General features: G+C 73.1%; 21 protein-coding genes and 2 pseudogenes. 11 read left to right on the forward strand and 12 right to left on the reverse strand.

Features of this window, described 5'->3' with window-relative positions; translation table 11 throughout:
* Window positions 1–28: 28 nt before the first annotated feature.
* A complete protein-coding gene (locus ABZ807_RS17700; RefSeq protein ID WP_357158494.1) occupies window positions 29–1,870 on the forward strand; it encodes a hypothetical protein in 1,842 nt (613 codons plus the stop codon).
* Window positions 1,871–1,969: 99 nt separating this feature from the next.
* On the opposite strand, the pseudogene ABZ807_RS17705 reads toward ABZ807_RS17700, so the two are convergent.
* Window positions 1,970–5,006, reverse strand: a pseudogene (locus ABZ807_RS17705) (Tn3 family transposase); the annotation flags it as partial.
* Window positions 5,007–5,436: 430 nt separating this feature from the next.
* Here ABZ807_RS17705 and ABZ807_RS17710 point away from each other — a divergent pair.
* Both ABZ807_RS17710 and ABZ807_RS17715 read left to right on the forward strand, forming a co-directional pair.
* Window positions 5,437–5,849, forward strand: a pseudogene (locus tag ABZ807_RS17710) (SAM-dependent methyltransferase); the annotation flags it as partial.
* Between the two features lie 304 nt (window positions 5,850–6,153).
* Complete coding sequence (locus ABZ807_RS17715) at window positions 6,154–6,894, forward strand: class I SAM-dependent methyltransferase (RefSeq protein WP_357158497.1); 741 nt, start codon at window positions 6,154–6,156, stop codon at window positions 6,892–6,894.
* Here the strand turns inward: ABZ807_RS17715 and ABZ807_RS17720 are convergent.
* Both ABZ807_RS17720 and ABZ807_RS17725 read right to left on the reverse strand, forming a co-directional pair.
* Window positions 6,891–7,763 (reverse strand): alpha/beta hydrolase, encoded by an 873-nt coding sequence (locus tag ABZ807_RS17720; RefSeq protein ID WP_357158500.1) that lies wholly within the window; start codon window positions 7,761–7,763, stop codon window positions 6,891–6,893. The genes ABZ807_RS17715 and ABZ807_RS17720 overlap by 4 nt on opposite strands.
* A 35-nt stretch (window positions 7,764–7,798) precedes the next feature.
* Window positions 7,799–9,322, reverse strand: a complete 1,524-nt coding sequence (locus tag ABZ807_RS17725) for a glycosyltransferase family 39 protein (protein ID WP_357158503.1) — start codon at window positions 9,320–9,322, stop codon at window positions 7,799–7,801.
* Window positions 9,323–9,438: 116 nt separating this feature from the next.
* Between ABZ807_RS17725 and ABZ807_RS17730 the strand changes: the two genes are divergently transcribed.
* Both ABZ807_RS17730 and ABZ807_RS17735 read left to right on the forward strand, forming a co-directional pair.
* Entirely contained in the window at window positions 9,439–9,924 is a 486-nt protein-coding gene (locus tag ABZ807_RS17730; RefSeq protein WP_357158506.1) for a GNAT family N-acetyltransferase, read from the forward strand.
* A gap of 43 nt (window positions 9,925–9,967) precedes the next feature.
* On the forward strand, window positions 9,968–10,357 hold the full coding sequence (locus ABZ807_RS17735; protein WP_357158509.1) for a cupin domain-containing protein: 390 nt from the start codon (window positions 9,968–9,970) through the stop codon (window positions 10,355–10,357).
* Window positions 10,358–10,361: 4 nt separating this feature from the next.
* On the opposite strand, the gene ABZ807_RS17740 is transcribed toward ABZ807_RS17735, so the two are convergent.
* Complete coding sequence (locus ABZ807_RS17740; protein WP_357158512.1) at window positions 10,362–11,591, reverse strand: MFS transporter; 1,230 nt, start codon at window positions 11,589–11,591, stop codon at window positions 10,362–10,364.
* 68 nt (window positions 11,592–11,659) lie between these two features.
* Here ABZ807_RS17740 and ABZ807_RS17745 point away from each other — a divergent pair, with 68 nt between their 5' ends.
* The gene (locus tag ABZ807_RS17745; protein ID WP_357158515.1) at window positions 11,660–12,157 is read left to right on the forward strand and encodes a MarR family transcriptional regulator; all 498 of its coding nucleotides are present in this window, start codon (window positions 11,660–11,662) and stop codon (window positions 12,155–12,157) included.
* Window positions 12,158–12,265: 108 nt separating this feature from the next.
* Here the strand turns inward: ABZ807_RS17745 and ABZ807_RS17750 are convergent, their stop codons facing one another.
* Window positions 12,266–13,288 carry a WYL domain-containing protein gene (locus tag ABZ807_RS17750; RefSeq protein WP_357158518.1) on the reverse strand — a complete coding sequence of 341 codons (1,023 nt, stop codon included), beginning with the start codon at window positions 13,286–13,288 and terminating at the stop codon, window positions 12,266–12,268.
* A gap of 81 nt (window positions 13,289–13,369) precedes the next feature.
* On the opposite strand from ABZ807_RS17750, the gene ABZ807_RS17755 reads away from it, so the two are divergent.
* Window positions 13,370–14,368, forward strand: a complete 999-nt coding sequence (locus ABZ807_RS17755) for a tyrosine-type recombinase/integrase (protein WP_357158520.1) — start codon at window positions 13,370–13,372, stop codon at window positions 14,366–14,368.
* Between the two features lie 99 nt (window positions 14,369–14,467).
* On the opposite strand, the gene ABZ807_RS17760 is transcribed toward ABZ807_RS17755, so the two are convergent.
* The 3 genes from ABZ807_RS17760 to ABZ807_RS17770 all read right to left on the reverse strand — a co-directional run bounded on the left by ABZ807_RS17760 (window position 14,468) and on the right by ABZ807_RS17770 (window position 17,134).
* Window positions 14,468–14,842 (reverse strand): VOC family protein, encoded by a 375-nt coding sequence (locus ABZ807_RS17760; RefSeq protein WP_357158524.1) that lies wholly within the window; start codon window positions 14,840–14,842, stop codon window positions 14,468–14,470.
* Window positions 14,843–14,884: 42 nt separating this feature from the next.
* Window positions 14,885–15,337, reverse strand: a complete 453-nt coding sequence (locus tag ABZ807_RS17765; protein WP_357158527.1) for a DUF6194 family protein — start codon at window positions 15,335–15,337, stop codon at window positions 14,885–14,887.
* A 90-nt stretch (window positions 15,338–15,427) separates the two neighbouring features.
* Complete coding sequence (locus ABZ807_RS17770) at window positions 15,428–17,134, reverse strand: acyl-CoA dehydrogenase family protein (RefSeq protein WP_357158531.1); 1,707 nt, start codon at window positions 17,132–17,134, stop codon at window positions 15,428–15,430.
* 105 nt (window positions 17,135–17,239) lie between these two features.
* On the opposite strand from ABZ807_RS17770, the gene ABZ807_RS17775 reads away from it, so the two are divergent.
* Window positions 17,240–17,698 carry a hypothetical protein gene (locus ABZ807_RS17775; RefSeq protein WP_357158534.1) on the forward strand — a complete coding sequence of 153 codons (459 nt, stop codon included), beginning with the start codon at window positions 17,240–17,242 and terminating at the stop codon, window positions 17,696–17,698.
* On the opposite strand, the gene ABZ807_RS17780 is transcribed toward ABZ807_RS17775, so the two are convergent.
* The 4 genes from ABZ807_RS17780 to ABZ807_RS17795 form a co-directional block, all read right to left on the reverse strand.
* Window positions 17,695–18,303: a thymidine kinase gene (locus tag ABZ807_RS17780; protein ID WP_357158706.1), complete on the reverse strand. Its 609-nt coding sequence runs from the start codon at window positions 18,301–18,303 to the stop codon at window positions 17,695–17,697. The two genes, ABZ807_RS17775 and ABZ807_RS17780, sit on opposite strands and share 4 nt — an antisense overlap.
* A gap of 163 nt (window positions 18,304–18,466) precedes the next feature.
* Complete coding sequence (locus ABZ807_RS17785; RefSeq protein ID WP_357158538.1) at window positions 18,467–19,855, reverse strand: MFS transporter; 1,389 nt, start codon at window positions 19,853–19,855, stop codon at window positions 18,467–18,469.
* Window positions 19,856–19,875: 20 nt separating this feature from the next.
* Window positions 19,876–20,643, reverse strand: coding sequence for a glycerophosphodiester phosphodiesterase (locus tag ABZ807_RS17790; protein ID WP_357158542.1), 768 nt, complete (start codon window positions 20,641–20,643; stop codon window positions 19,876–19,878).
* A gap of 223 nt (window positions 20,644–20,866) precedes the next feature.
* Complete coding sequence (locus ABZ807_RS17795) at window positions 20,867–21,643, reverse strand: lysophospholipid acyltransferase family protein (protein WP_357158545.1); 777 nt, start codon at window positions 21,641–21,643, stop codon at window positions 20,867–20,869.
* A 176-nt stretch (window positions 21,644–21,819) separates the two neighbouring features.
* On the opposite strand from ABZ807_RS17795, the gene ABZ807_RS17800 reads away from it, so the two are divergent.
* The 3 genes from ABZ807_RS17800 to ABZ807_RS17810 all read left to right on the forward strand — a co-directional run bounded on the left by ABZ807_RS17800 (window position 21,820) and on the right by ABZ807_RS17810 (window position 25,566).
* Complete coding sequence (locus ABZ807_RS17800; protein ID WP_357158548.1) at window positions 21,820–23,232, forward strand: cytochrome ubiquinol oxidase subunit I; 1,413 nt, start codon at window positions 21,820–21,822, stop codon at window positions 23,230–23,232.
* A 13-nt stretch (window positions 23,233–23,245) separates the two neighbouring features.
* The gene (cydB, locus tag ABZ807_RS17805; RefSeq protein ID WP_357158551.1) at window positions 23,246–24,244 is read left to right on the forward strand and encodes a cytochrome d ubiquinol oxidase subunit II; all 999 of its coding nucleotides are present in this window, start codon (window positions 23,246–23,248) and stop codon (window positions 24,242–24,244) included.
* 131 nt (window positions 24,245–24,375) lie between these two features.
* Window positions 24,376–25,566 (forward strand): GNAT family N-acetyltransferase, encoded by a 1,191-nt coding sequence (locus tag ABZ807_RS17810; RefSeq protein ID WP_357158554.1) that lies wholly within the window; start codon window positions 24,376–24,378, stop codon window positions 25,564–25,566.
* The last annotated feature ends 95 nt before the right edge of the window (window positions 25,567–25,661 follow it).

Raw genomic sequence — 25,661 nt, forward strand, 5'->3', positions numbered from 1 at the left:
CGGCGACCAGCAGCGGATGATCGCGTCGGTGACCGCCGTCATCGCCGATGGCCTGCCCAAGGCATCACCCGGCGCCGTCGAGAGGGAACTCGCCGCCGCGGTGCGGACCCGGGCAGACGAGCTGACGAAACCCCGCCGGTCGTGGACCGACCGGCTCCCGATCGCCTACGACATCCCATCGCTGGCACTGCCGTTGCTGGCGGTACTCACCGTCTTCGGCCTCAACGCCCGCCGCTTCCGCCGCAGCATGGCGATCATGACGTCGGTCGGGATGAGCAGAGCCACCGCCACCGCAGGTGTCGCCGCCGCGACAACGGTGTGGACCCTGGCCGCAGCTGCCGCTGGCATACTCGCTGGTGTTGGCCTCGGCGCTGTCGCCCGGCCGGTAGTAGACCGATTCCTTCCCGGACCGGTCTCCCCATGGCCGGACCTGCTCGCCCCGGCCGGGCGGTTGCTCGCGGTCACCGCCGTGGCGTGCCTGATCGCGGCGCTCATTCTGCACATGGCCCACCCCCGGCCCGTGCCGGCGTCAGTGGCCGGGGCCGCGGCACCAAGGCAGACAGCCGCGGAGCGTCGCCGGCGGGTCAATAGCAAGGCAGTTCGTCGCGTCGCCGCCGTCATCGCGGGCATCGCGATTGTCATCCAGATCGGCATGCTCGACAGCGTCCCGAAAGCCATGGTGCTGACGGCGACCCTCGCCGCGGCGGTCCTGCTGTTCACCCCAGAAGTGGTCGGCGCGGCGATCCGCCTGCTGCCCATCACCGAACCTCGCACGCGCCTGGGCCGCCAGCAGCTGCACAACGACCGCACCCGAGCCGTCGCCGCCGTCGCGGTCCTCACCGCCGCCCTCGGCGCCCCGCTGGGCATGATGACCCTGCTCGCCACCCTGATCACTACCGCGCAGGACGACGTCGTATCCACCGTCGCGCCACATCAAGTGGTCCTCTCAGGACCCGGTGGTGCCATGCAACCTTCCTCGCCCGAGGTGGTCGCCGCCGTCTCGGCCCGGCTCACCTCAGCCGCACCACCCGTGAAGACCGGATACCTGACGACCGACAAGGTGCACGTCACGGTTAAGGACGCCGGCATTGGCGCCGTCCTCGTAGTCGACACCCCCGAACAGGCCAGCCGGCTGAACAACCACCCGCTCACCGACGCGCAACTCCAGACACTGCGCCGCGGCGGCCTGCTCGTCTGGGATGACGGACCCGCCCAACGGCCGCTCCTCACACACGACCTGGCCAGCGACCGGGTGATAGCCACCAGCCCCGCCCTGCCCGCGATCCGCACCACCTTCGAACCAGCATGGACCGCCGGCGTCAGCGGCCTGCTGCTAAGCGCGACCGCGCAGCGCTTCAACCTCACCATCGCTCCTGCGGCGGTCGTGTTCACCGACGTCAGCGATGCCCAGGCAACCGCCGCCGAGCAAGCCGCCATCGACAACGGACTCGACCCGCTGCAGGTCGGCATCTACCAACCACCCGAACCCATCAAGGTCCCCCCGGCCTACTACACGGCCGTCCTCGGCCTCGCCGCGATCGTCCTGGCCACGACCATGGCCGTCGCCCGCAGCCAAGTGATCACACTGCGCAGTTACCTCGGCCGGCTCATCGCCATCGGCCTGTCCCCACGATGGGCCCGCCACGTCCTGCTCATCCAGAACGGGCTCGTCATCCTGGTCAGCACCGCACTCGCCGTGCTCATCGCCGTGCCACCAGTCGTCATCACCGCCGTCAAGCTCCGAGGCTTCACCTTGTCCATCCCGTGGACCTGGCTACTGATGATCACCGCCGCGTTCTACCTCGCCACCATCACCGCCAGCATCCTGGCCAGCCGACGGCTCGCCAGCAACGACCGCCTCACCGCCTGATCTCACCACCACAGACCCAACGGGTGGGCGTCACGGTTGCTCGTCGGAGGTATCGGGATCGCGCAGCGCCCGCAGCGCCGTATGTGCCACCGGTCGGGGGAAGGCGTAGCGGCCGAGCAGGTTGATGTGCTCGTGCCCGAGCGGAGACAGCCGGGCGGCGTCAGCATCGCTGACCGGCCGACCGGCGGCGCGTAGCGCCCGCACCGCGGCGTCGATGTAGCGGGTGTTCCACAGCACCACGGCGTTGAGGACCAGGCCGAGCGCACCGAGCTGATCTTCCTGCCCTTCCCGGTAGGCCTGGCGGAGCTCCCCGCGCTGCCCGTGGAAAATTTTGCGGGCCAGCCGGTGCCGGGATTCCTGGACGTTGAGCTGGCGGGTGACTCGGCGCCGGTACGTCTCATCGACCGGGTCGACCATGGCCAGCAGGTGCAGGGTCTTGTCGACGCGGCCGTACTCGGCGAACGCCTGCCCGAGCGGGGTCGGGTTGCCGTCGCGGCTGATCATTCGGATCAAGTCGTAGGCGCGGACCTTGCTAGTCACGAGCGAGCCGGCTACGCGCAGCATGTCCGGCCAGTGGGTGCGGACCCGGTCGAGGTTGACCTTGCCCCGGGCGACGGCATTGAGTGGCCCGTAGTCGCCGGGCAGCCCGGCCGGTGGGTCGGCTCGCCAGAACTGAGTGCCGCCCATGTCCGCGATCCGTGGGGAGAACCGGTACCCGAGCAGCCGAAACAGGCCGAACACGATGTCGGAGTAGGAGGCGGTGTCGGTGGTGACCATCTCCGGTTTCGGGCCGGCGTCGAGGTTGAGCAGCGTGTCGAGGATGTGCAGGCTGTCACGGCGGGTGCCGGGCACGAACACCGCGCCGATGCCGGCGACCTGGTCGTTGACCGCGTTCAGCCAGGTGCCGCCCCGTTTGAGGCCGAAGTAGCGCGGGCTCGGGGCAGCGTTGATCGTGCGTACTGGGACCACGAACCGCAGCCCGTCAACGGAGGCGAGCAGACCGCCGCCCCACAGCTGGGCAATCTCGATGGCGGCCTGCGCCTCAATCAGCCGGGCGTTGGCCGCGGCGTGGGTTTCGGCGCGTACGTAGTTCTGGTCGACGTGGGAGAGCCGGTCGCGGGTCAGCGCCGGCTCGCCGGGTTTGACGACCGGGGTCAGGCCGACGTTGCATGCCTCGGCGACCAGCAGTGCCGCGATCGTCACCGGCAGGTCCTCGATGCGGGTGGACAGGTCCCCGACGTGCACGTACTCGTCGAAGCAGCCGGTCCAGGAGTGCACCTCCATCAGCAGTTCGGGCAGGTCGATGCGGGGCAGCATCGCGGCCACCGTCTTGCGCAGCGCCACAAGCGATGCCGGCTCGCCCAGCGCATCCAACTTCTCCACCGACAGGCGCATCCGCCCGCCGTCGCCGGGCACGATCCGCACACTGGCGTCCGGGCCGGCCTCTTCGATGCGCTGCGCAAGCAGCCGCCACGCCGCGTCCAGGGTGGCAGCATAGGCGGCCAGATGCTCGTCGACCGGCTCGCCGAGCCCGAGGCCGGCGAGCACCTCGTCGCGCACGGCCAGCCAGTCCGCGCCGTCGAGCAGCTGTGCCCGGGGATCGGCCCAGCGCAGCGACGGTCGGGCGAACACGTCCCGGCGGCGCAGCGCGGCACGCAACTGCTCCAGCAGGCACAGCATGTAGGCATCCCGGTCGACCGCCCCGTCCGGCAGGCGCCGGTTGGCGAACACCGCCGGCCGCCACATCAGCGGCACGAGCGCCGCGGCGACCTCGACCGGCTGCAGCGGTTTTTGCGACACCCGGCGGCGCAGCAGTTCGGGCAGCCGCCGCACCTCGCTCAGTAGCGGCACCGCGGCCGGGGTCGCGTCCAACGGCAGTGCCTCGGCCAAAAGCTCAACGAACGGGCGGACCACCCCGTAGCGGGCGGCAATGTTCGCCCGCAGCGCCGTCTCATCGCCGTCGCCGTCGGGCAGCAGATCCTCCACCATCGCCGCTGCGGCGACGACCTGCTCGCGCGGGGCGACCTGCTCGACCGCCGCCCATGCCGCGGCCACCTCAACCTGCCCGTCTTGGGTGCCGGCGAGCAGGTCGAGCAGGGCTTTGTTGACCGCCAGCAGCAGCGCCGACGCCCGCTCCAGCCTCGGCAGCGTCGCCAGGCGCTGCTCACGGCTGGCCCGCCGGGCCGGGTTGACCACCCTGGTGGCCATCAGCAGGTCGAAAAGGTCCAGGGCGTCGTCGACGGCGGCGGCTTCCAGGTGCCGGGCGGTGGCCAGCAGCGTCGCGGTCTTGCGCGGCTCGGCCAGCTCGCCCAACTGCGGTGCTTTCGCGGCCAGGCCGTAGCGGGCCAGCGCCGCCAGCCGGTTCGCCGGAATCGCTTGCACCTGTGCCGTCCGGGCACCGATGGCGAGGGCGGTCGACACCCGGTCCAGGGCCTTGCTCATCGCTATACCAGAGGTGCGGCGCGCGGGTCGGGGCCCGGCGCAGCAGCTCCAGCCCGGACACCCGCTGCCCGTCCGGCACGGCGAGCAGGTCCCGCAGCCGGTACGGCAACTCCGCATCCGCCGACGCCGCGGCCTCGGCCATGGAGCGGTACATCCGTTCGGCGGCCTGGTCGCGCACCTGCGACACGAGCCTGGCGAGGGTGCTTACCCCAGGCAGCAGCACCCGGTGCCGGCGCAGCCACGCCGTGGCCTGCGTGAACAGAGCGAGTGCGCCCTCGGCGTGCGTCCACGCCCGGCCGTCCATGAAGTCCCGCAGCTGCTCCTGCGCCGCCGGGTCGGAGAAGTCCCGGTACCCGTACGCATCCCGGATCTCCCACGCGTGCTCGTACGCCGTCTTCTCCCGCTCGGTGTACCGCTTGACCACCGACGGATCCGGCACACCGAGCTGGACCGCCACGTAGTCCACCACCGACCACGGCACATCAATCGGGTCGGTCAGGAACGTACCCAGGTAGCGCGCCGTCCCCAGCTGCACCGCGAACCCGAGCCTATTGTGCTCACCCCGCCGCTTCTCCACCAACCCGCGGTCGGTGTCATCCAGGAAGAAGAACCGCTCCAACTCCGCCCGCGACGGCTCACCCGTGAACCGCCCGTATCCCGCAGCTTGATCATCAGTCAGGAACTCCACCGGCACGGCCGCCCAACCTACGGCCTCGATCCGGATCCCGCAGCCCCACGCTTAGCGCCAAATTCCGTTCCGTTCTTCCTCGACCCCCAAGTTCCCACCCATCACCCAATGGATCATGGACCAGATCGAGGCGATCCGAGACCCCGACAACCAGGGGCTTTTGCGCAGACAGCCACCGCCGGAGCACTTCGACCGTTGACGTCCCGAGCCCACGACGAGAGGCTCGCTTCGCCCACGGCCTGCAGCACGACGACAAGGACCGCACGCTCGACGCGTACCGGGACGAGATCATCCCCGCGATGCGGGACCGATAGACGCTGTCGTCCGGGTACGCGCGGCACCGATAGGGTAATCGCGTGGAACAGGGCGAACGGCTCCGTCACGCCTCGTCGTTCGGCGCGGGCGGCGACCGCATACGCCGAGCACCGCCCGGACTATCGCCAGGGTCCTGGTGCCCGGCGGCATCCTGGCCGGCCTGTGGAACGTCATGGACGACCGGGTCGACTGGGTTGCCGGGCTCGCGCGGGTCAGCGGGAGCGCGGCCATCGGCCCGCGTGACACGCCCACCAGCTGGCGCGCCGAGACGGCCGACGCACACCTTCCAAAGACCGGCGTGGCTGCCCGGTTCGGCTCGCCGGAGCAGGCCGAGTTCCCGCACGGGCAGCGCCGCACCGCCGACTCTCTCGTTGCGACACTTGCAACGAGGGCGGGATGCTGGTCATGCCGGAACAGGAACAAGAGGCCACCCTCGGCCGGATCCGCGCCTTCCTCGCGAGCAGACCGGAGACTGCGGACGGCGAGTTCACCCTCCCTATGCTGACCTGCGTGCTGCGCGTCCGGCGGCGGTGAAAGGCACCCGCGGCGAACTCCTTGACCGGCTTATTCATCGCGCGTACCGCGGACGGCCCCAGGCGGTCGCGCACGGCGCGGTTGACCGCACGGCCTCGCTCCAGGCAGGGAGCACAGCAGGTGGTGGGTTGTCCGGAAGCGCCGACGAGCGGTTCGGGCTGCGCGCCTTCCGGCACCGTTTGCACCTCCTGCTGTCGACCATGTGCGCACCGTATCGATGGGTGCCGACATTCTGAGCATCCACCGTGGAACCGGAGACGAATACCGCCTCGTCCCGAGCGCCCCGTCCGGTTAGCGTGCGGCGGTGCGCAACGCGGAGTTCAACGACCCCGGGCTCGTCGCGGTCTACGACGCCGAATGCCCGTGGGGCCCCGACGACGACTTCTTCCTCGCCGAGGTCGGCGCCGACCCGGCCGCCCGGGTGCTCGACTTCGGCTGCGGCACCGGCCGGTTGACGCTCGCCCTGGCCGCCGCCGGGCACACCGTCACCGGCGTCGACCCGGCCCGCGCCTCACTGGACGCGGCCCGGGCCAAGCCCGGCGCCGACCGGGTCACCTGGATCGAGGGTGGCGGAGAGGCGCTGCTGCCGGCCGGCGCGTACGACGTCGCACTGATGACCAGCCACGTGGCGCAGTTCGTCGTGGACGACGACGAGTGGCGGCAGCTCCTCGGAGCGCTGCGCCGCTCGCTGCACGACGGTGGCCGGCTGCTCTTCGACTCCCGCGACCCGGCCGACCGGCGCTGGCAACGGTGGAATCCGATCGACTCCCGTCGGATGGTCCACCTGCCCGCCGGTGATGCGGTCCTGACCTGGATGGACGTGACCGCCGCCAACGACCTCGTCGTCCACTTCACCCGCCACTTCCGCTTCCCGGACGGTGAGCTGCGCAGCGACGCGGTGCTGCGGTTCCGCACCGAGCAGGAGCTGCGTGGCTCCCTCGACGAAGCGGGCTTCCGGGTGGAGCGGATCCACGGTGGCTGGCAGGGGGAGCCGGTGGGTGAGGGGAACGACGGCGAGTTCGTGGTGGTGGCGACGGCGGTCTAACCCAGGAAGGACGCCACCTCGGCGGTGAACCGGGCCGGGTCGTCCAGCCAGGGGCAGTGCCCGCCGCCGGGCTGCACCACCGCCCGGCCGTGGGCGAACAGCGCGGCGTACGCGGCGGCGTTTCCCGGCGGGAGGTTGATGTCGCGGTCGCCGCCCAGCACCAGGGCCGGCGCCTCGAGACGGGCCAGCGCAGCCCGGGTGACCGGCGGGTCGAAGGCCCCCTCGGCGCCCCAGGCGGCCGCAGCGTCGGCGTTGCGGACAGCGTTCGTGGCGGCGGCGTGAGCCCGGGCTGTGTCGTCCCACCGCCCGTAGGTGAACGGGGTGATGGCCTCCCAGTCCTCGCTGGAGCCGGCCCCGGCGACCACCCGGTCGAGCGCGGCGGTGGCGCGCGGGTACCACTGCTGGTCACGACGAGACCGGGTCACCGCGTGGCGGTCCTCCGCAGTGATCGCCAGGGCGACGGCCCAGGGGCTGGGGGTGACCAGCACCAGCCGACCGATCCGGTCGGGGTGGCGGGCCCCGTACGCCACCGCCAGGTTCGCCCCGGCGCTGTGTGCCAGCAGGTCGATCCGGTCGAGGCCGAGGTGTACGCGCAGCGCCTCGACGTCGTCGACCTGCCGGTCACAGCGGTAGCTGGCCGGGTCCGCCGGGGTGGCCGAGTCTCCGGTGCCGCGTAGGTCCAGCCGCACCAGTGGCCGATACGCCGGCAGCCCGCCCAGGTCACCCAGATAGGAGGAGGCGCACATTGGGCCTCCGGGCAGGCAGATCAGCGGAGCGCCGTCACCGGTGCGGTGGTAGGTGAGCCGGGTGTCGTCGTGCCCGGCGGAGCTCGTCGTGCCCGGAACCTGTTCGCCCACCTTTTCGATCACCTCGGAACTGTAACCAATGTGCTGCGGCGATGACGTCAGCCGGCGTGACGTACCTCCTGGTCCCAGATCTGGTCCCATGGGCGCCGCAGGCCCTGGCAGAGCCAGATCGGGCCGCCGTTCTCGTCGTTGTCCACGTCGACCGCCTGGTCGACCCGGCCGGCGAGGGTGACCTGCTGGAACCAGCCGCGCAGCTGGTCGGGGCGGTCCCAGCCGACCGCGACCACCACGTCGGCGTCGGCCGGCGGCCGGCCGAACCCGGCCATGCTGTTGTGCCCGGAGTAGGCCCGCGGCAGCCCGCGGGCGGGGCCGTACCGGGCGACGGCGCCGGCCTCGCCGTAGTTGCCGGTGAGGATGACCGCGCGGTCACGCTGCTCCGGCGGCAGCGCGCGGTGCACGGCGGCGAGCGAATCGGCGAACGCCGGCCAGCCGATGGTCTCCCCGGCGTCGTAGTTGACCTCGACGACGAAGCCGGGCAGCCGGTCGGCGGGCAGCGTGGGCAGCAGCAGCACGGCGCTGCCGGCGACCGCGACGACGCCGCCGGCGGCCAGTAGCACCCGACGGGGCAGCGTGCGGGCCCAGCGGGCGGCGACGACCGCGCCGGCGGCGGCGAGCACCAGCAGCAGCGGCGCGTCGTAGTAGCCCTTGCCGCCGGCCACCAGCACGACGCCGAACACCACGAGCCAGGCCCAGGCCAGCGACCGGTAGGCCCGCCAGTCCGGGCGGCGCAGCAGGGCGACCAGCCCGGCCACCCAGATCGGCACCGCCATCGGGCTGATGATGAGCAGTTGCAGGACGGCGGCGTCGAGGCGGCCGCTGTAGGAGCTGTCGCCGTCGGCGATGGATGAGGCGACCGCGAGCTGCGGGAAGTCGTGGACGGCCTGCCAGGCCAGGTTCGGTGCGGCGAGCAGCGCGGCGAGCGCGACACCGGCGAGCACCCACCGGTCGCGCAGCAGCCGACGCGGCCCGGCGATCACCAACCCGGCCAGCAGCCCCACGCCGAGCAGCGCGGGCAGCAGCTTGTTGAGCATCCCGACACCGAGCGCCGCGCCGAGGCCGAGCGCCCAGCGCGGCTCGCCGCGCAGCACCCGGATCGCGCAGTACGCCGCGGCCAGCCACACCAGCAGGTCGACGGTGGTGGTGCTGAGCAGGTGCCCGGGCGCGAGGACGATGCCGGCCACGGCGGCGGTGCCGGCGGCGAGGAGCTGCCCGCCGCGGCTGGCGCCGAACTGGCGGGCCAGCGCCGTGACCAGCAGGACCGCGACTCCGGCGATGAGCGCAGACGGGGTACGCAGGACGACGAGGTTGCCGGGGGCGAGGGTGTCCAACGCCCGGGCCAGGGCCGGGGTGAGCGGACCCTGGTCGACGTAGCCCCAGTCGAGGTGCCGGCCGCAGAGCAGGAAGTACAGCTCGTCACGGTGGTAGCCGTAACGGGAGGCGAGCGCCAGCAGCACGATCGTGACCGTGCCGGCGACCACCCACGGTCCCTTCGTGCGGGGCCCGGGTGGGGGCGGTCCGGCGGGAGCTGCCGCGCCGGGGCGGTCGGTGACGGGTACGGCCACGCTCCCATCGTGGCCCGTCGGGTCCGGCGGGCGCTGTCCCGTAACGGTCACGGTTCGGTGCCGGGCGCCACCGGATCCGGTTGGCGTCCCGGCGGTGTCCCGGCTAGCTTGCACCGGTGCTGATCAGAGAGTTCGCCGGTGCCGACTGGCCGCGGGTGTGGCCGATCGTCGAGGAGGTCGTCGTCGCGGGGGACACCTTCGTGTACGACCCGGGGTTGACCGCCGAGTCGGCGCGCGGCCTGTGGGTGGAGGCGCCGCCGGGGCTGACCGTGGTCGCGGTGGACGGTGACCGGATCCTCGGCACGGCGAAGATGGGCCCGAACCGGCCCGGGCCGGGCGCGCACGTCTCGACCGCGAGTTTCATGGTGGCCGCCGACGCGCGGGGCCGGGGCGTCGGCCGGGCGCTGGCCGAGTACGCCCTGGACTGGGCCCGCCGGCAGGGGTACGCGGCGATGCAGTTCAACGCCGTGGTCGAATCCAACACGTGGGCGGTCGAGCTGTACCGGCGGCTCGGGTTCACCGTCATCGGCACCGTGCCGGAGGCGTTCGCGTTGCCGGGCGGGAAGCGGGTCGGCCTGCACGTCATGCACCGGTTCCTCTGAACCGGGGACGCCGTCGCGGGTCCGGCGGTGCCAGGATGGGCCGATGAGCGATGAGCCGATCGACCTGGCGGTCGCGCTGGCCGGCTTCGACCAGCTGTGGAGCCCGCGGATCGTCACCCGGGTCAACGACTACGACGTGCGGATCGCCAAGGTGGCCGGGGAGCACGTCTGGCACGTCCACGACCATACCGACGAGTTCTTCCTGGTCCTCGACGGACAGCTGCGGATCGCGCTGCGCGACGGCGACGACGAGCGGGCGGTGGTGCTGCCCCGCGGCGCGGTGTACGTGGTGCCGCGCGGAGTGCCGCACCGGCCGTCCTCGGAGGACGGGGCGTCGATCCTGATGTTCGAGCCGTCGGGCACCTCCAGCGTCGGGGACCGGCACCACGAGGTCCCGGACCACGTGGACGCCACCACCGGCCACGCGCTCTGACCGGTCAGCCCACCGCCTCCTTGGCCGGTTGCGGCGCCGGGGTGGCGGGCCAGGTCAGCCGGCGTACGCCGGGTACGGCGGCGGTGCCGGCGCAGGCGAGCGCGACGAGCACCGCCGCCCCGGCCAGCGGCGCGGGTGTGCCCCATGCTCCGGCGACGAGCGGGGCGACGGCGTAGCCGATCGGCATGGCCCCCAGCGACATCAGCCAGTCGTAGGAGGTGACCCGGGCGAGGACCTGGGGCGCGAACTGTGCCTGCACGACGGTCTCCCAGATCGGGTTGAGGAAGCCCAGCGCGGTCAGCGCGAGGCAGTACGCGGCGATGACCGCCGGGGCGGGTGCGGCGGCGGCCAGCAGCGCCAGCGGGACGGCGTACGTGGCCAGGGCGAGGTTGCCGACCAGGATTGGCCGGCGCGGTCGGACCCGGGTGGCCAGCAGCGATCCGGCCAGCAGGCCGACGGCGCCGCCCTGGAGCATGAGCACCCACACGCCCTCTCCGCCGAGCCGGTCGACGGCGACCGCCGGGCCGAGGGTCATCAGGACGGCGGCGGCGCCGTTCCACACGCCGTGCCCGAGCAGGCTGGTCCAGTACCAGTCGCGGCCGCGCACCTCCCGCCAGCCGTGTGCCAGGTCGGCGCCGAGGGAGCGGCTGGGTACCGGCACGTGCCGGACCCGGACCGCGGCCAGCAGCAGGGCGCTCACGGCGAAGGAGATCCCGTCGAGGACGAACGCCCAGCCGGGGCCGGCGGCCCAGATGAGCAGGCCGGCCAGGGCGGGGCCGGCGAGCCGGCTGGCGTTGGCGGTGACCCCCAGCAGGGCGTTGGCGCGCTGCCGTCCGTCGGCCTCGACGGTGCCGGCGACCAGCGGTGCGGCGGTGGGGATGGCGAAGGCGGAGGCGGCGCCGCCGATCGCGGAGGCCACCGCCACGTGGGTCAGCGACGGGGCGTCGCCGAGCAGTTCCACCCCGACCATCAGTTGGGCGGCGCAGCGCGCCAGGTCGGTGGCCACGGCGACCCGTTTGGCGTGGAACCGGTCGGCGACCACGCCGCCCAGGGGCAGCAGGAGCAGCCGGGGGACCATCGCGCAGGCCAGCACCAGGGCCAGCGAGCCGGTGGAGCCGGTCGCCCGGAGCACCGCCAGGGCGAGGGCGGCCGGCACGACGGCGTCGCCCAGGGAGGAGACGGTACGGCCGAGGAACAGCAGCCGGAAGGCGCGTACGCGGAGGGGATGGGTCACCCCGACAAGCTATTTCGACACCGAACATTTCGTCAACGAATATTTTGCTGTCGACGTACAGTGGCGGCATGACCGGACCCGACCGCACCGATCGGCACATCGAGCGGTGGCTGCCCGTGCTGCCGGAGCTCGACCCCGACGTCGAGGGCGCGGTCACCCGGATGTCCGGCTTCACCCGGCACCTGCGCGCGGTCAAGGACCGCTCCCTCGCCGACCTCGGCCTGCCCGCGCACGAGTACGACACGCTGCACGCCCTGGCCGGGCGGCGCGGCCGGGCCACCCCCACCGAGTTGGCCGACGACCTGGCGATGGCGCCCGCCTCGGTGACCGCCCGGGTCGACGCCCTGGTCCGGCGCGGTTTCGTGCGACGCATCCCGTCCACCGTCGACCGGCGGCGGGTCGACGTGGAGCTCACCGACACCGGACACGCGGCCTGGCACTCGGCGATCGAAGTGATCGGCCACGAGGAGCACCGGCTGCTCGGCGTGCTCACCCCGGACGAGCGTCGGCTCCTGGCCGACCTGCTGCGGCGGGTCTCCCTGCATGCCGAAGTGACCACCGGCTGAGCGGGCCCGAACGACGACGCCTGCGCCGAGCAGTGGTTCGGGAAGGTCCTGCGACGGTGACGCCGCAGCGCGTCACCGTCGCTGCCGGAAGCAACGGGCACCGGCAGCTCACCGCGTGACGGGCGGGTCGCCGGCCGGAGGGGCCGGTGCTCCCACCGGTACTGGGTAGATGGCGGCCATCGCGTGGGCGCTGGCCGCCATCAGCTGCCGTAACTCGGCCGGGGCGAGCACCTCCACCTGCGCGCCCAGCTTGAGCAGTTGGGTGTGCCCGTGCCGCACCGACTCGATCGGCACCGTCGTGACCAGCCAGCCGTGGGCGTCCGGGTCGCCCGCCGCCGCCCGGGCCGCCCGGCTCATCGCGGGCGGGAAGACGTACGCCATGAACTCCAGCGCGGCGGCGGTGACCCGTACCCGCGCCTCGTCGCGGTAAACGCCGTGCTCGTACCGGTCGGTCCACTCCCGCCAGAAGGCGACCAGGTCGAAGTCGGCGGGCCGGTCGAACCGTTCGTCGCGCACGGTCAGCTCCAGGATGGCCCCGACCCGGTAGGTGCGGACCTGCTCCCCGGCGCGGGCCGCCAGATACCAGCGGCCGGCCTTGAGCACCACGCCCAGCGGAGCCAGCACCCGGCTCACCTCGCGGGGGCGCTTCCACCGCTGGTAGCGGATCTCGACCAGGCGGTCCTCCCAGATCGCGTCGGCCAGCGCCGTCAGGTGCGGGGTGGGCTCCGGGTCCCGGAACCAGCCGGGCGCGTCGAGGTGGAACCGCTGCCGGATCCGGTCGCCCTGGTCGGCCAGGTCCGCCGGCAGGGCGGCGCGCAGCTTCAACTCCGCGGCGGTGAGGACCGCGCCGAGGCCCAGTTCCGCGGCCGGTCCGGGAACCCCGGCCAGGAACAGCGCCGCGGCCTCGTCGGAGGTCAGCCCGGTCAGCCGGGTGCGGTAGCCGCCAAGCAGCCGGTAGCCGCCGGCCGGGCCCCGGTCGGCGTACACCGGGACGCCGGCGGTGCCGAGCGCCTCGACGTCCCGGTAGACGGTACGGACCGAGACCTCCAGCGCGTCGGCGAGTTCCTGGGCGGTCATCCGCCCCCGGGCCTGCAGGAGCAGCAACAGGGAGACCAGCCGGCTGGCACGCACCCGACGACGGTAGCGCGCGGCGGCAATCCGCTCGGGCGCGCCTCGTGGTCATTCCCTGCCGGGACTGAGAGCCTTTTTCACATGCTGCGTCCCGACTTCCCGGTCCTGCCCCGCGCCTCGGCCCGACCCGCCCTGCCGACCGGGCCGGTCGACTTCACCGAGGCGTGGCTGCGCAACCGACGACTGTCGGAACACACCCGCGTCGCGTACCGGCGGGACATCGCCGGCTGGCTGGCCTGGTGCGCCGGCCGCGAGCTGGACCCGCTGCTGGCCAACTTCCTCGACGTCAACGCATACGCCCGCGACCTGGAGGCCACCCTGGGCGCGCGGACCCGCCGGCCGCTCACCCCGGCGACCGTGGCCCGCAAGCTCTCCGCGCTCTCCAGCTGGTACGAGTTCCTGGTCAAGCTGCGGGCGGTCGAGGCAAACCCGGTTTCCGGCGCCGACCGGCCACGCGTCGACCGGGACCACTCGGCCACCGTCGGGCTGACCCCCGAGGAGGTGGACGCGCTGCTGGCCGCCGCTGACACCGACACCGGCCCGACCGCCGCCCGCAACCGGGCCGCCATCGCCCTGCTCGCCGACCTCGGGCTGCGGGTGGGGGAACTGGTCTCGCTCAACCTGGACGACCTGGGCGCGGAACGGGGACACCGCAGCGTGCGGTTCGTCGGCAAGGGCGGCAAGCCACGCCGCCGGGCGCTGACCCCGGGCACCGCGTACGCCGTCGACGCGTACCTGACCGACCGGGCCGCCGCGCAGGGGGTGGGCGTGCCGGAGCTGACCGGCCCGCTGCTGGTCACCGCCACCGGCGGTCGACTGGACCGGCACTCGGTGTTCCGGCTGGTCCGTCGCCTGGCCCAGGCCGCCGGCATCCCGGCGGCCGCGAAGTTGTCGCCGCACTCGCTGCGGCACGCCTTCGCCACCACCGCCCGCTCCGAGGGCGTCCCGCTGGAGGACGTGCAGGACGCGATGGGGCACGCCGACCCGCGCACCACCCGCCGCTACGACCGGGACCGGCACAACCTCGACCGCGACCCGGCGTACACGATCTGGGCGGCCCGGGCCCGCCGCCGCAGCTGAAAGCCGTTGACGGAGTGAGCACCCACTCCGATGCTGGCGGCGGCGGGACGGCCAGCCACCCGGGTGGCTGGCCGTCCCGGCGCAGCGGTGACGAAGCCGTCAGCCCCGCGGGCGGGGGCAGATGCAGAACGGCTGGCCGATCGGGTCGAGCAGCACCACCCAGCGCCCGTCGCCGGGCTGGAACTCGGGCTTCGTCGCGCCCGCCGCCACGAACTCCTTCTCCGCGACGTCCAGGTCGTCGACGTGCAGGTCGAGGTGGTAGCGCTTGGCGGAGGTCTCGTCGGGCCAGCGCGGCGGGACGAAACCGTCCACCTTCCCGAAACCGATCGCGACGCCGTCGGGGCTGCTGATCATGGCGTACGCGTCTTCCCTGTGGGGGATCTTCCAGCCGAGCACGCGGTGGTAGAAGTCCACGTGCGCGGCCGGGTCGGAGCTGTCCAGGTTGACCATGGCGAGGTCGGCGGTGACTGTCATGACCGGCAGCCTGCCCCAGGTACCTGACACCTTCTGGCAGGTTCAGTCGGCGGATCCGGGACGGCGGCGGCGCTGGTTGAGATGCTTGCGGACGGCGAAGCCGTACGCGTCGGCCAGCAACTCCCCGACCAGCTCCCGGGTCGCCGGGCCCGGGTTGACCACGCACACCCAGTGCTGCGGGGCGTAGACCGGGTGCGGCAGCAGGGTGTCCGTCACGGTGTGGTCGACGGGCGCGCCACCGGCCGGCGCCGTCGCGAACACCGACGCGTACCTCGCCCTGGTCAGCCCGATGTTGAGCCGCCACGCGCCCGGCCGGTCCAGCGCGGAGGCGGTGTCGTGGTGGTCGCCGGTCACGATCGTGGCGAACGGCAGCCACCGATCGGCGGGAAGGTCACCGAGCGGGTCGTAGACGAAGTACGTGTCGTCGCCGCCGTCCACGGCGGCGACCCCCTCGAACGAGTCGCTGATGTGCCGCTTCATGTCGTCCGTGTCCATGCTTCAATTTTTTCATTGAAGCTCCTTGTGAGACTTGAGCCGGACGTCGCGCTCGCGGACCGGCTCAACCCTCAACTCGGGCAGCAACCCTCAGCAGAGCAGTTCGAGGTGCTGGTGGGCGTCGGCGGCGATGTCCTCGTGCCGCAGCCAGCGCCGCGCCCAGAGCCGGGCGGCCAGCTCGGCCTGCTCGTCGCCCCACCCGGCGTGCTCGACCAGCAGCGCCGTGGTCAGGGCGTACGCCATCCGCAGGGCCAGCCCGCGCGCGCCGGCCACCACCGCGACCGCGGCGGGGTCGGCGGCGATCTCGGCGAGCGTGTCGCGCAGCTCGTCGGTGACCGCGGCGAGGGTGTCGGCGAGCGCCGGGGACAGCCGGCGGGCCAGGTCGGTGGCGTCGGCGAGCCGACGCAGCAGCGGGGCGCCGGCGTCCTCGCGGGTCACCGCGCGCAGCACGTCCAGGGAGAGCACGTTGGTGGTGCCCTCCCAGATCGGCAGCACCTGCGCGTCGCGCAGCAGCCGGGGCACCCCGGTGTTCTCCACGTAGCCGGCGCCGCCGAACGCTTCCACGTACTCGCCGGCGGCGGAGACGGCGAGCCGGCCGGTGGCCAGCTTGGCCAGCGGCGCCACCACCCGTAGCTCGGCGGCGGCCTGCGGGTCGGCGCCCATCTCGACCCGGCCGAGCAGCGCGAACGCGTGCCCGGCCAGGGCGAACGCGCCGGCCGCGTCGACGGCGAGCGCGCCGAGGGTGGCCCGGTGCAGCGGATTTGCCGACAGCGGCCCCCCGGCGACGTGCCGGGCCTGCGCGTACGCCCGGGCGTAGGCCAGACCGCGACGCATGCCGCCGGCGGCGGCGGAGGCGTTGTGCACCCGGGTCACCACCACCAGGGTCATCGCCCGGACCAGGCCGGGCGCCGCCGGATCGCCCAGCGGCAGCGCGTACGCGTCCCGCAGCCCGATCTCGGCGGTGGGCAGCGCCCAGGTGCCGAGCTTGTCCTTGAGTCGGTGCACGGTGACGCCGGGCGCCGGCGCGTCCGGCGCGGTGGTGGCCCCCGCGAGGGGGGAGTCGGCGGCGTAGCGGGGCACCAGGAACGGGGCGAGCACCCGGCTGCCCCGGCCGGCGCCCTCGGGGCGGGCCAGCGCGACCGCCATCGGCGCGTCGGCGGCCGAGCAGAACCACTTCTCCCCGCTCAGCCGCCACGACCCGTCGGCCGCGGGACGGCCGGTGGTGCTCGAGCGGGACAGGTCGGAGCCGCCCTGCGACTCGGTCATCCACTGCCCGCTGACGATCGCCGTGTCTGGGTCGGTGGAGGTCAGCCGGGGCAGCCAGGCGTCCCGTACGCCCGGGTCGACCTCGGGGAGGCTGAGCAGCGCCGCCGCGCCGTCGGCCATCGCCACCGGGCAGGAGAAGGTCGCCGACTCCGGCCCGTAAAGGTGCAGCAGGGCGTGCTGGACGACCCGGGCCGCCGCCCCCCACGTGCCGCGCGCCGACTCCAGGTAGGGCAGCGCGACCACGGCGTGCCGGGCGGCGGCGGCGCGCTGGGCCTGCCAGCCGACGGAGGTCTGGACCCGGTCGACGCGGGCGCCCCACGCGTCGTAGCGGACCAGGGTGGGCGGGTGCGCCTCGGCGTCGGCGTGCGCGGCCCGCAGCGGCCCGGTGACGTCGGCGGCCAGGTCGGCCAGCCGGCCCTTCGCGGCGGCGTGTCCGGCCGGGCCGAGGTGGCGTTCCAGCCAGGATCGCAGCAGCGCGTCGCCGGTGTACGGGTCGTCGGGGGTCGGTACCGGCTGCACGTATCGGCTCATCGACGGCTCCTTCTCAGGTTGCGCCGACGGTAGACGATGCCGTGCCGGGCGCGACAGGGGCGATGTTCCTGCGCGCGCGGGCGGCGTGCGCATACGGTCGCAGTGATGGGCGGTCAGCAGGCGTGGACCCGACCGGCCCGGCCCCGCCGGCCGGTGCGCTCCGGTCTGATGCTGGGCGGCCTGACGATGATCCTGTGCCTGGTGGGGGTGGCCGGGCTGGGCGCCTGGAACGTGCAGGTGGTGACCCAGGCCGGCGGCCCGGTGCGGGAGACCGCCGACGGGTTCCTCCGGGAGCTGTCCGCCGGCGACGTCGAGCGGGCGTACGGCCGGCTCTGCGCGCAGGCCCGCAAGAAGTGGAGCGAGGTGGGCTTCGCCAGCTGGGTGAAGACGCCGCCGGTGGTCACCGGCTATGAGATCGTGGACGTGTCGGTGCGCACGAAGGCCGGCCGCCCGACCGGCGAGGTGGCCGTCCGCCTCACCCGTGACGGCGGGGCCAGCGAGGAACGCCGGCTGACGGTGGTGAAGGACAGCGGCAAGTGGCGGGTCTGCGGGGATCCGTTCTAGGAGCGCGGGCCGAGGTCGCCGGAGCGGTAGTGCCGCCGGCAGAGCACCTGGTAGCGCACCTCGGCGGAGTCCACGGTGTCGCCGATGACGACCTGCTCGCCCTCGCGGGCCACCCGCCCGTCGGCCACCCGGGCGTTGAGCAGGCCCTCCCGGCCGCACCAGCAGAGCACCTCGATCTGGATCCGGGCCACCTCGTCGGCCAGCTCGAACAGCCGCTGCGCGGCGGGGAAGAGGCAGGACCGGAAGTCGGTGGCCAGGCCGAAGGCGTACACGTCGACGTCGTAGCCGTCGACCAGCTCGGCCATCTGCTCCACGTGCGCCACATCGTAGAAGGACGCCTCGTCGCAGATCAGGTAGTCGACGCGTACCCCCTCGGCCCAGGTGTCGCGGACCAGCGTCCGCAGGTCCAGCTCATCGGTGACCTCGATGGCGGAGTGGGCCAGGCCGATGCGGCTGGTGACCTGCGGGCCCAGCGACCGGTCGATGCGGGTGGTGACCAGGCCGCGGCGGCCCTGCCGGGCGTGGTTGTAGTTCATCTGCAACGCCATGGTGGACTTGCCGCAGTCCATCGGCCCCCAGAAGAACTTCAGCGCGGCGGCGTGCAGCGGCCGCCCGTCGACGCCGCGGGAGGCGGCGCAGCCGGTCCAGCGGTCGTCCGGGCCCGGGAGCGGGCGGGCCAGGCAGGTCGGGGCGGCAGCGTCGTCGTCGGTCACGTCCGGGCAGCCTAGTCCATCGATCCGGCCCGATCGGGTTGATGGACCAGGTCGCTCACAGCACCCGGGGCGGGGTGTTGCCGGCGGCGACGATGGCCCGGCGGATCGGCACGGCGGCCAGCAGCGCGAAGCCCAGCACGAAGAAGATCAGCAGTGAGACCAGGCCCACCCGGTAGGAGGCGGTGAGCTGGAACACCAGGCCGAAGGCGAGCGGCCCGAGCCAGCTGGTGCCCTTGTCGCTGATCTCGTAGAAGCCGTAGTACTCGCCCTCCTTGCCGGCCGGGATGAGCTGGCTGAACAGCGACCGGCTCAGCGCCTGGCTGCCACCGAGGACCAGGCCGATCGCCCCGCCGAGGACCATGAACGGCAGCGGCGCCTCGGCGGGCAGCCGGAACGCGGCGATGATCACACCGGTCCACAGCACCAGGGACAGCAGCACCGTCTTCCACGCGCCGATGCGCCGGGCCAGCGCGCCCAGGGCGAGCGCCCCGCCGAAGGCGAGGAACTGCACCAGCAGGATCGTCACGATCAGGGTGTCCTGCTCCAGCTTCAGCTCCTCGGTGCCGTACTGGCTGGCCAGCGTGATCACCGTCTGGATGCCGTCGTTGTAGACCAGGAAGGCGAGCAGGAAGAACAGCGTCAGCGGGTACGCCTTGATCTCACGCAGGGTGCGGCCGAGCTGGCGGAAGCCGTCGGTGAGCACGTTGCCGCCGCCGGCCAGCGCCGCGGCGGTCGGGTGTTCCCGCAGCCAGCGCAGCGGCGCCAGGGTGAACGCCGCCCACCAGACGCCGGCGGACACGATGGACCAGCGGGCCAGGTCGAGGGTGCGCTGCGGGTTGCCCTCCTCGCTGAGTAGGGTGACCGCGACCAGGTTCAACGCGAGCAGCAGCCCGCCGCCGAGGTAGCCGATGGCCCAGCCGCGGCTGGAGATGGTGTCGCGTTCGTCGGGGCCGCCGAGCTGCGGCAGGAACGAGTTGTAGACGACGATGGCCGCACCGAAGGCGATGTTGGCGACGAGGAACAGCGCGCCGCCGAGCAGGTACCGCTCGCCGGTAACGAAGGCCATCGCGATGGTCGCCCCCGCGCCGGTGAACGCCGCGCCGGCGAGCAGCCGCTTCTTGTGCGTCGACCGGTCGGCGACCGCCCCGACCACCGGCAGCACGAAGACGGTGAGGAACACCGACAGCGAGATCAGGTACGGGTAGTAGGAGCCGGCGGCGACCCGGATGCCCAGTGGGTGCACGTACCCGTCGCAGCTGTCCGCGCCGAGTTCGCAGCCGGCCGCCAACTCGGTGACGGTGGTGAGGAACGGGCCGAGGAAGACCGTGATGACGGTGGTCTGGAACGCAGAATTGGCCCAGTCGTAGAGGTACCAGCCGCGGCGTTCACGGCGGGTGCTCGTCGGCGGTGGGTCCTGCACCGCTGGGGTGACGATCTCGGCCATCGGGTTTCCTCCGCCGGTTCTCAGGCGGCCCAGTGGCCGCGGCTGCGATATACGTCGCGCAGCAGGCCGACGTGATCGGTCATGATGCCATCCACACCAAGATCAAGTAAGTCGTGCATCTCGGCAGGTTCGTCGATCGTCCAGACGTGCACCTGCAAGCCCAACCGGTGGCAGTAGGCGAGGAACCGGCGGTCCACCACCGGCACCCGGCCGTAGCGCGGCGGCACCTGCGCCGCCACCACCGACGGCGGCAGCCGCAGCCGCCACCCGTGCAGCGACGCCAGCCGCAGTCGGGCCACCCCGCGCATGCCGAGGCTGGTGGCGACCCGCCCTTCGGTCAACGCCCGCAGCCGGGTCAGCCGGGCGTCGCTGAACGAGGCCAGCAGCACCCGGTCGGCGGCGCCCGCCCGGGTCACCGTGGCCACCGTCGGCGCGACGCCCCCATCGGCCTTCACGTCGATGTTGAACCGCACCAGCGGCCAGGCGGCCAGGACCTCGTCGAGCCGGGGTACGACCGCGGCCCCGCCGACGCGTACCGAGGCCAGGTCGGCCCAGCGCAGGTCGGCGATGCGTCCCCGCTCGCCGGTGACCCGCTCCAGGGTGGCGTCGTGGAAGACCACGGCCACCCCGTCGGCGGTGCCATGCACGTCGGTCTCCACGTACCGGTAGCCGAGGCCGACGGCTCGGGCGAACGCCTCGACGGTGTTCTCGTCGCCCTCGGCGGCGCCGCCGCGGTGGGCGAAGGCCAGCGGCGCGGGCGCGTCGAGGTAGCCGGATCGGGTCAGCACGCCGCGCAGTATGCCCCGCGCCGGTGGCGTCCCGGTGACCGGCCGGCGATCACTCGATGTCGCCCCACCGGCGCCCGGTATGGTGCCCCCCTCCCCGTCGTGGCGCGACCGCCGCGACCGGCGCGACCCGGGGAGACGCACGTGCGGCCCAGCATCCTGTTCGTCACCGACCTGGCCTACCCGGCGCGGCGGCGCGCAGCCGGCCGGCGCGGGTCGAGCGGGGTCAGCCCGGCGGGCGGCGGCGGTGCGCACGGCTGGTGTCGACGGGGCGGCCCGGGTCGACGTGCCGGGGCCGGTCCGGCTCGTCGGGGCGCAGCGGCGCCAGGGTGTCGGTGATCGCGTCGATGATCCGGTCGGTGCCCAGGCGGGCGGCGCCGGGCGTGCCGTGGGCCAGGTCATGCAGGCCGAGCGGCTCGCCGAAGCGCACCCGGATCACCGGGCGGCGCAGCACCGACCGGGCGATGCCGCGCAGCATTCCCCTGGGCGCCCGGTAGGGCAGCACCTCGTGCGAGCCCCACTGGGCGACCGGGACGACGGGGGCCCCACAGGCCAGGGCGAGCCGGGCGGCGCCGGTCTTGCCGCGTTCGGGCCACAGGCCCGGGTCCAGGCCGATGCGACCCTCGGGATAGACCAGCACCACCGAGCCGCGGGCGACGGCCGCAGCGGCGTCGTCGAGGGCCCGGTGTACGGCGGCTGTGCCCCGGTCGACGCGCAGGTGCCCGGCGTGGCGCATCAGCGCCCCGACGACGGGGGCGCGGAAGAGCCCGCCGGTGGCCATGATCCGGGGCGCGACCCCACGGGCCCGGCAGGCCGCGGCGAGGACGATCGGGTCGAACGGGCTGATGTGGTTGGCGGCCAGGATCAGCGGGCCTCGCCGCAGGTGGGCCGGCACGTCGCCGCTGACCTCCAGCCGGGCCAGCAGGGCGACGACGAGGCGGGCGAGGACCTGCGCGGCGCGCCAGAACAGCGGCGGCCGCCAGGGGGCGGTCGGGGTGTCCATCAGTGCTGGATGGTCGCACGCGGGCGGGTGCCGGCGGGGCGCGACCCCGGGCCGTACGGCAGAGGTGATCAGGGTCATTGGTCCCGGGCCGGCTCGGGACCCCCGGCCCTGCCCCATCTCTACGACGAGCAGTAGTATCTACTACGTCTCGTAGTATGAAAAGCTGGGGGTTATTGGTGGACGCGTTGGACGTCGCCCGCTGGCAGTTCGGTGTCACCACCGTCTACCACTTCCTATTCGTGCCGCTGACCATCGGCCTGTCCGTCCTGGTGGCCATCCTCCAGACGATGTGGCACCGCACCGGCAACGAGCGGTACCTCAAGCTCACCAAGTTCTACGGCAAGCTCTTCCTGATCAACTTCGCGATGGGCGTGGTCACCGGCATCGTGCAGGAGTTCCAGTTCGGCATGAACTGGAGCGACTATTCCCGCTTCGTCGGCGACATCTTCGGCGCCCCCCTGGCCATCGAGGCCCTGGTCGCGTTCTTCCTGGAGTCGACCTTCATCGGCCTGTGGATCTTCGGCTGGGACCGGCTGCCCAAGCGCCTGCACCTGGCCAGCATCTGGGCCGCCGCGATCGGCACCAACCTCAGCGCCTACTTCATCCTCGCCGCGAACTCGTTCATGCAGAACCCGGTGGGCTACCGGATCAACCCCGACACCGGCCGCGCGGAACTCACCGACTTCGTCGCCGTGCTGACCAACAAGGTCGCGCTGATCACCTTCCCGCACACCCTGGCCGGCGCGTTCCTGGTCGCCGGCTCGCTGGTCGTCACCGTCGGCCTCTGGCACGTGATGCGCAACCGCGGCAGCGCCGACACCGGCGCGTACCGGTTCGCCACGAAGTTCGGCGCCTGGGTGGTGCTGGTCTCCGCCACGCTGGTGGTGATCACCGGCGACATCCAGGGCAAGATCATGACGCAGGTGCAGCCGATGAAGATGGCCGCTGCCGAGGGCCTCTACACCACCGAGAGCCCCGCCTCGTTCTCCGTGCTCACCATCGGCAGCCTCGACGGCACCCGCGAGCTGTTCGCCATCAAGATCCCGTACCTGCTGTCGTACCTGGGCACCGGCGACCCCAACGGCACCGTCCACGGCATCAACGACCTGCAGGCCCAGTACGCCAGCCAGTACGGCGCCGGCAGCTACACCCCGATCATCCCGGTCACCTACTGGAGCTTCCGGTTCATGATCGCCTTCGGGATGGCCGCCGCCGCGATCGCCCTGCTGGTGCTCTGGGCCCAGCGCAAGGGCCGTACCCCCCGCAGCCGGTGGCTGCTGCGCGCCGGCCTGGTCATGCCGGCGCTTCCCCTGCTCGCCAACTCCTTCGGCTGGATCTTCACCGAGATGGGCCGCCAGCCCTGGATCGTCTTCGGCGAGATGCTCACCCGCGACGGCGTGTCCCGCAGCGTCTCGCTGACCGAGGTGCTCACCTCGTTCGCCGCCTTCACGCTCATCTACGCCGCCCTCGCCGTCGTGGAGTTCAAGCTGCTGGTCCGCTACGCCCGCGCCGGCGTGCCCGACCTCACCCCGGCGCCCGAATCCGACGACACCGACGACGCCGAGCGCCCGCTCGCCTTCGCCTACTGACCCGGAGCCCACCGTGGAACTGACGACCGTCTGGTTTCTCCTCGTCGCCGTGCTCTTCACCGGCTACTTCATCCTCGAAGGCTTCGACTTCGGCGTCGGCATGCTGCTGCCCGTCCTCGGCCGCGACGACCGGGAACGCCGCGTCCTGATCAACACCATCGGCCCGGTCTGGGACGGCAACGAGGTCTGGCTGATCACCGCCGGCGGCGCCATGTTCGCCGCCTTCCCCGAGTGGTACGCCACCCTCTTCTCCGGCTTCTACCTGCCGCTGCTGCTGATCCTGCTCGCCCTGATCGCCCGCGGCGTGGCCTTCGAATACCGGCACAAGCGCCCCGAGGCGTCCTGGAAGCGCCGCTGGGACACCGCGATCTTCGTCGGCTCCGTCGTGCCCGCGGTGCTGTGGGGCGTGGCCTTCGCCAACATCCTGCGCGGCGTGCCGCTGGACGCCGACCACGAGTACGTCGGCGGCCTGGTCGACCTGCTCCACCCGTACGCGCTGCTCGGCGGGGTGACCACCGCGGCGCTGTTCCTCACCCACGGCGCCGTGTTCATCGCCCTGAAGACCACCGGCGAGATCCGGGAGCGGGCCGGCGCCCTCGCCGTGCGCCTGGGCGTGGGCACCGCGGTGGCCGCGACGGCGTTCCTGGCCTGGACGCTGACCATCCGCTCCAGCGCGGCCGCCGTCGTGTTCGCCGTCGGCGCGGCGCTGGCCCTGATCGGCGCGCTCGCCGCCGCCCGGGTACGCCGGGAGGGCTGGGCGTTCACCGGCACCGCCGTGGCGATTGCTCTGGCCGTGGCGACCCTGTTCGCCGCGCTGTTCCCGAACGTGCTGCCGTCCACCCTGGACGCCGCCGGCACGCTCACCGCCACCAACGCCGCCTCCACCCCCTACACCCTCAAGATCATGACCTGGGTGGCGGTGATCTTCACCCCGATCGTGCTGGCCTACCAGGGTTGGACGTACTGGGTGTTCCGCAAGCGGATCGGGGTAAAGAACATTCCGCAACACTGACGACCTGCGAGGCGCGGGAGGCGGGGCCGGGGCGAGGAGTCGCACCGGCCCCGCGTCGGTGTTTCGGCCCACCGCCGGCGCCCCCGCGAAAATCCGTCCACCGGCAAGATCCGCGCCGCTAAGGTGGGCCGATGGCCACCACCCCGCACGTCCGTGAGCTCACCGCCGACGACCTCACCGACGCCTGGAACCTCGGCCGGCACGCCTTCGGGTCCGACCCGCAGCGGGCACCACAGGCCACCGTCGCGGTGCCCGGCATGACCCGCTACGGCGCCTTCGACCACGCCGGCCGGCTCCTCGGCAAAGCCGTCGACCTGCACCACCAACAGTGGTGGTCCGGGCGGGCCCTGCCCGCCGCCGACGTCGGCGGCGTCGCTGTCGCCCCCGAGGCCCGCGGCCGTGGCGTGGCCCGCGCCCTGCTCACCGGCCTGCTGCGCGGCGCCCACGAGCGTGGCGCCGCGATCAGCGCGCTGTTCCCCACCGTCACCGCCCCCTACCGCGCCTGCGGCTGGGACGTCGCCGGGGTGATGCGCACCGTCGACCTGCCCACGGTGGCGCTGCCCCGGCACCGGCCGGCCCCGCACCTCACCGTCCGCGCCGGCACACCGGCAGACATGCCCGCCGTCGTCGGCCTCTACGAACGCCTCGCCCGGGACCGGCGCGGACTGCTCACCCGCCGCGGTGACCTCTTCGACCGCCACACCACCGCTGACACCCTGCCCTTCGACGGCCTCACCCTCGTCGAGGACGACGGGCACCTCGTCGGCTACGCCAGCTGGGACCGCGGCCGCGGCTACGGCGACGACGCCGTCCTCACCGTCCACGACGCCCTCGCCACCACCGCCGACGCCACCCGGGAACTCACCGGCGTCCTCGCCAGCTGGCACAGCGTCACCCCCACCCTGCGGCTGCGCCTGCTCGACGGCGACGCCGTCACCGCCCACCTGCCACTGGAAGCCGTCCGCGAACACGAACAGCAGCCGTGGATGCACCGACCCGTCGACGTGACCCGCGCTGTCGCCGCCCGCGGCTGGCCGACCCACGCCCGCGGCAGCGTCGACTTCACCCTCACCGACGACCTCGCCGACTGGAACACCGGCACCTGGCGGCTGGACGTCGCCGACGGCGACGCCACGCTCACCCGCGTCACCGCCGACGCCGACCTGCACCTGTCCATCCGCGGCTTCGCCCTGCTCTACAGCGGCGCCAGCACGGCCCGGTCCGTCGCCGACGCCGGCCTGCTACGCGCCACCGGCACCGACCCCTGCGCCCTGGACCTGCTGGCCGCCGGAGGACCGGCGCAACTGCTCGACTACTTCTGATCCCGCGGCGGCGCCACCGGGAGGAGCAGCCGCGCGCTGCGGGCCACCTCGGGCACCCGCAGCCGCACTCGACCCCCGCCGTCCAGGAGAGAACG

Origin of the sequence: Micromonospora sp. NPDC047548, assembly GCF_040642975.1 — a bacterium.
GTDB lineage: Bacteria > Actinomycetota > Actinomycetes > Mycobacteriales > Micromonosporaceae > Micromonospora.